Genomic DNA, 8310 nt, shown 5'->3' with positions numbered 1-8310 from the left:
CGGGTTTTTTGCTATGTGTGATTTGAAAATCTCGCGAGATGAACTCACTCCTACCACACTATCAGCACAGTACAACATGGTAGATGGTTTATCCGCAAGCATTCATCCTAAACATTTCATAAAATCACTTTTCTCACCACATTGAAAACTGTAAATATCGGCGATCCTACTACCTTTTGTGTGAGATCTTCGTTATGATTTTGCTTTTGTTTCACAACTAATTACGAAATGTCAGAACTCTATCATTGGTTTGATCTCTTGGGTGTTATGGTTTTTGCAATCTCGGGAACTTTAATTGCGCATAGTAAACATATGGATGGCTTTGGTGTGATTGTCCTTGCGACTGTAACTGGTATCGGAGGGGGAACATTACGAGATTTGATTTTAGATCAACCCGTTTTTTGGCTTCATGATACTAGCTATATTTACGCTATTTTATTTGCTGTCGCTGTGAGTATATGGTGGCTAAATCGGCATCAAAATATTCCAAGAACTGTACTGCAGGTTGCTGATGCTATTGGGCTTGCTTTTTTCGCTGTAATGGGAGTACAAAAGGCTTTAAGTATTGGGATGCCTGATACTACAGCCGTGATCATGGGCGTATTGACCGGGTGTTTTGGTGGAGTCATCAGAGACGTATTGGCCAGAGAAATCCCCCTTCTTCTAAAAGGAGAGTTATACGCGATCACCTGCATTTTTGGCGGGGTAGTCTATACTCAAGCAATTAAATTGGGCATGGCAACTGAATACGTAATGGTATTGTCCATGGCGGCAACCTTGTTATTGAGATTAGCAGCTATGCGATACCATTTGGTGTTACACGTATTTAACTATAAATATTAAGTAAGCAGGAGACATGGATGTCTTTAGCAAGAGTCTTCACTCGAGCACAAGTTGGTATTACCGCACCCGAGGTAATTGTTGAGGTACACCTTAGTAATGGTTTACCTGCCTTTAGTATTGTTGGGTTACCCGAAACCTCAGTTAAAGAAGCCAAAGAGCGCGTCCGTAGTGCCCTTGTTAATGCTGGCTTTTTATTTCCAGAACAGCGTATTACAGTAAACTTAGCACCAGCAGATCTACCCAAAGACGGTGGCCGCTTTGACTTTGCAATCGCACTCGGTGTTCTCGTCGCATCAGGGCAGTTAGATAGCCATGCTATTGCTGATAAAGAGTTTTATGGTGAGCTTGCGTTAAATGGTGAGCTGAGGACGGTCACTGCGATTTTGCCATCTGTTATTGCAGCAGCGAAGGAGGGGCGAACTGCTTACCTACCTACTGGTAACGATGCAGTTGCGAGCCTTGCCGCTGATGCTAATCGTGTTGCTATAAGCTGCTTGCGTACAGCATGGTTAGGCTTAAGCGGCCAGCAATCACTTAGGTTTAATCAACTCTACCCAGACGATCTAAATATACAAGCTTCAGGTGGGAGCTTGCTGGATATGGCTGAAGTGAAAGGGCAAGAGGGGGCGAAGCGAGTACTAGAAATAGCTGCGGCAGGTGGGCATAACGTTTTATTTCTTGGTCCTCCGGGCACTGGAAAATCGATGCTTGCTCAGCGCCTGCCCACGATAATGCCATTAATGACGGATAATCAGGCGTTAGAAACGGCTTCTATCTATTCCATACTGGGAAAAACAATCAGCCAATCAAACTGGAAAACAAGGCCTTTTAGAGCTCCACATCATACTTGCTCTGCGGTAGCCTTGGTTGGAGGCTCATCGAACCCTAAGCCAGGGGAGATATCATTGTCAAATAATGGTGTTCTATTTTTGGACGAGTTACCAGAATTTGATAGGAAGGTACTGGATTCATTACGTGAGCCGATGGAAACGGGCATGGTAACGATTTCGCGCGCAGCTCGGCAAGTTGATTACCCTGCAAACTTTCAACTGATCGCAGCATTAAACCCCAGTCCTACAGGTTGTTACACTGACAAAAGAGCGTCTCCAGATCAAGTATTGCGCTATTTGGCTAAGATTTCAGGCCCATTTTTAGACCGAATAGATCTACAGGTAGAATTACCTCGTCTAAAAACAGAAGAGCTACAATCCCAGAGTAATGGAGAGTCTAGCTCGACAATAAGGGCTAGGGTGGAACAGGCCTATAAAACAGCTTTAGCACGTCAGGGAAAATGTAACGACCAACTGAGTGTAAAAGAGCTAAATCATATCTGCTATCTTGCTGATGCTGAACGCTTATTTCTAGCAAAGGCAGCAGAAAAACTAAAGCTATCACCACGTTCATATCATCGAATAATCAAGGTTGCACGTACCATTGCAGATCTGAGCTCTACACCTAATATTGGCTTATCACATTTAAAGGAAGCGCTTAGTTATCGCGCGTTGGAGAGGTTGTTAGCTCAGTTAACACAGTATTAGCTATCGGCATTTCAATAGAGAGGGAGCGTATTATTGGTAAAGATTAAGCTGACAACATATAACCTTTACCACGAACCGTCACAATGCGTTTTTGCTCTTTTTCATCGCCGAGTTTTTTGCGTAGTCGGCCAACTAAGACATCAACCGTTCTGTCACTTGGGCTCCAATCAGGTTGCCCAATGTCTTCTGAAATACGCTCTCTGGATGTTGCCCTTCCTGCATTGGAAATAAGACAAATTAACACTTTATGCTCTGCTTCGGTAAGTCGAGACTCAATACCATGTTGATTGATTAAGGTACGGTTATCAGGGTGTAGTTTAAAGTCAGCATATTCGATAAACTCTTCCGATTCATCGTCTTTATTACCAACTAAACGTTTGTATAAGGCACGCATACGCAGTTCAAGCTCAAGCGTATCAACAGGCTTACAAACGTAGTCATCAGCACCTTGCGCAAGACCTGCGATTCTGTCGGCTTGAGAGTCTCGGCTAGAAAGCATGATGACACCAAGGTCTGATAAGGTATTAATCTCTTTCGCAAGTTGCAGGCCATCGGTGGCGGGTAAAACAACATCAACAATAGCAAGTGCAAATGGGTTTTGGGTTTGAGATTGAATAAGCTCAAGCGCAGTAGCCCCAGTATTGTCTACAGTGATACTGAACTCGGTATTTTCAAAGTGACTACACAGTCGCTTTGCTAAGAGTTCATCATCTTCAACTAATAAAACCTTTATGCTCATGTTTTCACTGTTAATTGTTGTTTAATTGTCGTTAATATAACACTGAGAGATCGCTGCTTGGAAGTGCATGAAACGAATTCTTACAACTCTGTATCTGGCACGTTAACCTGACAACCTAGTTCGATCAAGGGGAAACCTAGCTTTATTATTAAATTATATACAATGATGTGTTTGATTGCTGCTTCGCTAAACAAAAAGGCGACACAGAGTGCCGCCTAGCGTTGATTACTTACCGTATAGATGTTCCCACCATTGTGGCTCTTGCTTTAAATGTTTGTCGAAATAAGCCAGCATGGTGTTCCACCAATGGAAGCGCTTGTCACGAGCAAAAATTTGATGATCTGCGCCTTTATATTCGACCAATTCAACATCTTGGCCAAGGATCTTCAATGCGGTATACATATTGTGACTTTCACCTGGCGGCACATTGGTATCCGCGTCACCGTGAATTAACAATAATGGTGTTGTTACTTTGTCTGCATTAAATACCGGGCTATGTTGTGAATAAAGCGTTGGATTGTTCCAGGGGAAACTTCCTTTTGAGGCCTCGCCAGAATACAAATAACCCCACCAGCCTTGGCCCCAGTATGAAGTAATATTAGAAATACCAGCATGTGAAATAGAAGCTGAGAATAAATCAGTTTTTGTTGTCAGCAGCATAGTCATGAAGCCGCCGTAAGAAGCACCTAAATTACCTAAACGCTTGTCATCAACGAAAGGGTAGGCTTTCACAAACTCTTTGGTACCCATGATGATATCGTTAGCGGTGTGTTCGCCCCAAGCATTGACGTGCTCTGCTGAGAATTTCTGACCGAAACCTGTCGCACCGGTTGGTTGCAAGACATAAACCACATAGCCTTTGGCTGCCCATAAGTTAAATGGATAACGTCCAGTGAAGCCACGAGTCACTGGAGACGTGCCGCCGTAGTAATAAACAAGTGCTGGGTATTTTTTAGCTTTGTCTAAATCGTGAGGTAGATACACGCGGCCTTTAATCTCCACGCCTTCAGTATTAGTAAAATTAAACTCTTCTAGGTTGGCAATTTCTGCATTCTGGTATGCGATATTTGTTGAGTCCCAGAGCGTGTCAGCTCGCTTATCTGAGGTTGACATGGTTTTTAACTGTTGTGGAGTTGATGCTGTAGTTCCCGTGAATAAGATCTCTGGATTACGTTCACTCGACACAGAATAGTTGGCGACAACATCCAGCCCAGTGTTTAAGCGTTTGAAAGTAGACTTACTTTCGTCAAAGAGGAAAAGCTGTTGACGATCTTGGTCAGTCGCTTTTAGTACCACATCGCCATTACTGAGTACGGTAAAGCTGCCTATGGCTGGGTCAAAGTTTTTACTCAGTGCTTTTACATTGTTGCCTTTGCGATCTAACCAATAGAGTTGGCCATCATAGTTATTCGCGAGCATACCTTCAGGTAAGTTGCGCCCCGCACCTTCGGCAAAATCAGGACCTGCAGTTACATAAATACCATTTTTAGTGTATTGAGCGCCGCTAAATGTACGATACTGGCCAATGACACTTTGCTGATTGTTTGATAGATCAATTTCTATTAACTCTGTCAACATGTGAGGAGGCTGCGCGTAGTCTTGCTTATTACGCGTTGCTAAAACCGTGTTTGTTTGTGCGTCAAAGTCGGCCAAGCTATGGCTTTGTGCGCCAACTGTCACAGGATTAAGTAGCCCACTTTTGATATCAAGTAAGAAGATTTGCGACTGGGTGCGGGCATATGACCATCTATCTTCCAATCCTTGATAATGTTTAGTCAGTTTGCCTTCTTCTTTGCCGCTGTTGGTCCAAGCAAAAATAAGCGTGTCATTATCAAAAAACTCGATACTATTCGCGCCATTGAGCTTAGTAGCAACTTGAGTGCGTTTAAAGGTTTTTACATCAAGGATGTACGCTTTATTGTCTTCTAAATAGGTGAGTTTGCTGCTGTCATCACGCCATGCAAAGCTAGTTGCGCTCATGCCATCGAAACTGTAAAGCATGTCACCATCTTCATTGTATAAAGCTGTTTCGGTGATTGCTGCGTTGCCTTTTTCATCATCGTAGTGGCGTACGGTAGAAATGTAATATTCGCCGTTAGGTGCAAGTGAGATAACACTCACCGTTGGAGCATCAAACAACTGCTTTGCAGACAGCGCTTTGGTTTGTTTTTCTGTTAGCGTGATAACGTCATGTGCTGCTTCGCCTTCAAAGCTAAGATCAACTTTATTCCAGTCATTTACCTGCTCAGCGATAACGAGGATTTGATGATCGCCCTTGACGACATCAAGCTGAACCTCTTTAACACCGGAGACCGGCTCTCCATTTAGAAATATTTTGGCTTTCTCAATGCCCTCAAGCTTGAGTTTACCTGAGACAAAGCGTTCAGTAGTGAAATTAAACTTCAGAGCTTGTAGTCCAGGTATCGTTAATTGAGATACTTTATTCAGTGCTTGCCATTTGCTTTCATTATTGAATAGTGTTACCTGTTTGGCGTCTTGTTGTAATGATGGTAGCAGGTTTTCAATAATTGCATCACGATGGGCTGTATCCGCTGGCTTTATTGTTGATTCGCCAGCGATGGGACCCAAAAATTGTATTTTTGATTCGTCTAATGGGCTTGCTGAAAGTTGTGCTGAGACTGCCGTAAATAGTAGGGTGACGGCTGTACGTAATTTCATTTATTTGCGCCTATTGTAGGTAATTATATGATAAAACTATATCATAGTATTTTGAACTGGTTGTATTGCTGCGATAGACGTCCTAAATTTAATAGTCTGTGTTGATGAGCAACATAACGTATGCGGTTAAGCAAACACTTAGCGTTGAATAAAGAGGAGAATTTACTTGGTTTTATTATTAACCTACATGTTTTTGGCAATAGCTATCTCTTTTATCTGTTCGGTGATGGAAGCAGTGCTACTTAGTATTACGCCAAGCCATATAGGGATCTTAAAGCAAGACAATGATGCATTAGCATCGCGAGTTCAACGCCTTAAAGACAATATTGATCAGCCTTTATCTGCCATTCTAACGTTAAACACCGTTGCGCATACCGCCGGTGCTGCAGGGGTTGGTGCACAAGCTGCTGTGGTATTTTCAGATGCAGCTGTCGGTATAGCGTCAGCGGTGATGACGCTACTGGTTTTGGTGCTGTCGGAAATCATTCCAAAGACCTTAGGAGCGACTTATTGGCGCGGATTAACACCTATCGTTTCAAGTGTGTTGGTATGGCTAGTTCGAATATTGAAGCCATTTGTGTGGATGTCTGATCAGTTAACAAAAGTGATAGGCCGTAAAGATGATGAGGCTCACTATATTCGTCAAGAAATCGAAGCGATGGCGGAGATTGGCTCTGAAGCTGGTGCACTGCATCAGGACGAGACTGAAACCATTCGTAGTTTATTACGTTTTCGTCATGCCAAACTAGAAAGCATCATGACACCAAGAACGGTGCTATTTAAAGTGCATAAAGATATGACAGTACACGAGTATTTGTCTGAGCATGGTTCGGTTGCTTTTTCTCGGGTGTTGGTATTCGATAAAAACACAGATGACATCATCGGCTTTGTGCACAAAAATGACATTATGCTTGCTTATCATAGGCTTGGAGAAGAATATAAAATTGGTAAGCTATCTCGCCCTCTTTATACCGTACCGGAAACGCTAGCTGCGCCAGAGTTATTCAAAGCGTTACTGGCAAAGCGTCTACACATTGCGCTTGTCATTGATGAGTATGGCGATGTACAAGGCATAGTGACATTAGAAGATTTGCTTGAATCATTAATGGGAATGGATATTGTTGATGAGCGAGAGCAAACCACCAATATGCAAGCTGCTGCTAAGCAAAAGTGGCGAGAGCGCGTTGATAATCATGATAATTTGATTGAAGACAGCGACGAAGCTGAAGATGTGTCTGAAACGCAAAGCGACGGAGAGGAAACTGCCTCTCCAGAGGTTAAGGGTTCGAATTAATCATACGCTGCCAAGAGTGTATCCACCCGACTAGGTCTGTTAGTGGTTTAGGTTTACTGATTAAAAAGCCCTGCATTAACAGGCTATGCTTGTAGCGGTCAAGGTATTGTAGCTCTTCAATCCGCTCTATACCTTCAGCTACTATGTCTAACTGTTGATTTTGTGCGATGTCGATTAAGCTGTCGATAAGTACCTGTGAAAAGCGATCGGATTCCACATGGGTTATCAAAGAGCGGTCGATTTTGATCTCAGTAAACGGCAAAGACTTTAATTGCTGAATATTGGTAAATCCAGTACCAAAGTCGTCTAACGAAATATCAAACCCCCGGATCCGTAAGCGATTCATTGTTTCCAATTGGATAGACTGATTCATCGGTTGGTTTTCGGTAATTTCTAAAATGATATCACTAGGCTTTAAACGGTTTATTTCTAGAATAAGTGCCAGTTTATCTGGGCAGCTCAGATCATTTAATTGCACGGGTGATAAGTTGAACGCCATTTTAATCGGGTAATTAAGCTCAGACTTGATTGCTTTGAATTCATCCGTCGCCTTTTCAAAAAGCTGGAAGGTAATGATATTAATTAGATCGGTATCTTCGGCCACACCAATGAAATGATCTGGTAAAATAACCCGCTCGGTATTTTTAGACACGATACGAGCAAGCACCTCGACACTTTTTATCTTTTTGTCACCACGGTGAACCTTTGGCTGATAGTAAGGCGTAATTTCATTGTGACTAATGGCGTGCAAAAGATCACTTTCGGTTACCTTTTCAATACGGCTACGTTTAACAGTGGTATACGTCTCCATTTTTTTGAGCATGCGCTCGACATCAACCAATTGTACGGGCTTGGAAATATTGCCGATAAGATGTGCATTGGACTGTCTGGCAAGGTTGGTTGCTAGATCAATAATCTTTTCGTCCATTTCGGAAATAATAATAATGCCGCCAGAGAACCTTAGCTCTCCCAATTGGCGAATAAATTCCATGCCATCCATTTCGGGCATATTGAGATCTGTAAAAATGGCGTCAAATTGATGAGGAGTCTGCCGTATTTTTTCTACAGCATTCACCGCACTTGAGCAGGTTGTGACATGCTCAATGCCAAGCTCAGTCATAATAGCTTGCATTACGACGAGGATCGCGGGTGAATCATCTACTACCATTATCCGATGTTTTGCTAATGACATTAACAATTCCTTCGTATACCTTACC

6 protein-coding genes are annotated in these 8310 nt (G+C 42.7%); 3 read left to right on the top strand and 3 right to left on the bottom strand.

Annotation, left to right across the window (positions count from 1 at the left end; translation table 11 throughout):
• Positions 1 to 228 precede the first annotated feature (228 nt).
• Positions 229 to 843 carry a trimeric intracellular cation channel family protein gene (locus EXT48_RS16675; RefSeq protein ID WP_039492969.1) on the top strand — a complete coding sequence of 205 codons (615 nt, stop codon included), beginning with the start codon at positions 229 to 231 and terminating at the stop codon, positions 841 to 843.
• Between the two features lie 17 nt (positions 844 to 860).
• Positions 861 to 2381 (top strand): YifB family Mg chelatase-like AAA ATPase, encoded by a 1521-nt coding sequence (locus EXT48_RS16670; protein WP_130165077.1) that lies wholly within the window; start codon positions 861 to 863, stop codon positions 2379 to 2381.
• A 43-nt stretch (positions 2382 to 2424) separates the two neighbouring features.
• Here the strand turns inward: EXT48_RS16670 and EXT48_RS16665 are convergent, their stop codons facing one another.
• The gene (locus tag EXT48_RS16665; protein WP_017219015.1) at positions 2425 to 3120 is read right to left on the bottom strand and encodes a response regulator transcription factor; all 696 of its coding nucleotides are present in this window, start codon (positions 3118 to 3120) and stop codon (positions 2425 to 2427) included.
• A 225-nt stretch (positions 3121 to 3345) separates the two neighbouring features.
• Positions 3346 to 5799, bottom strand: a complete 2454-nt coding sequence (locus EXT48_RS16660; RefSeq protein WP_130165076.1) for a S9 family peptidase — start codon at positions 5797 to 5799, stop codon at positions 3346 to 3348.
• A 166-nt stretch (positions 5800 to 5965) separates the two neighbouring features.
• Here EXT48_RS16660 and EXT48_RS16655 point away from each other — a divergent pair, with 166 nt between their 5' ends.
• Positions 5966 to 7093, top strand: a complete 1128-nt coding sequence (locus EXT48_RS16655; RefSeq protein WP_010605959.1) for a hemolysin family protein — start codon at positions 5966 to 5968, stop codon at positions 7091 to 7093.
• Here the strand turns inward: EXT48_RS16655 and EXT48_RS16650 are convergent.
• The gene (locus tag EXT48_RS16650) at positions 7077 to 8285 is read right to left on the bottom strand and encodes an EAL domain-containing protein (protein WP_130165075.1); all 1209 of its coding nucleotides are present in this window, start codon (positions 8283 to 8285) and stop codon (positions 7077 to 7079) included. The genes EXT48_RS16655 and EXT48_RS16650 overlap by 17 nt on opposite strands.
• Between the last annotated feature and the right edge of the window lie 25 nt (positions 8286 to 8310).

Source organism: Pseudoalteromonas sp. CO348 (assembly GCF_004208845.1).
GTDB classification, from domain to species: Bacteria; Pseudomonadota; Gammaproteobacteria; order Enterobacterales; family Alteromonadaceae; genus Pseudoalteromonas; species Pseudoalteromonas maricaloris.
Note: the sequence above shows the minus strand (reverse complement) of the source record. Positions and strands in the feature narration are given on the sequence as shown.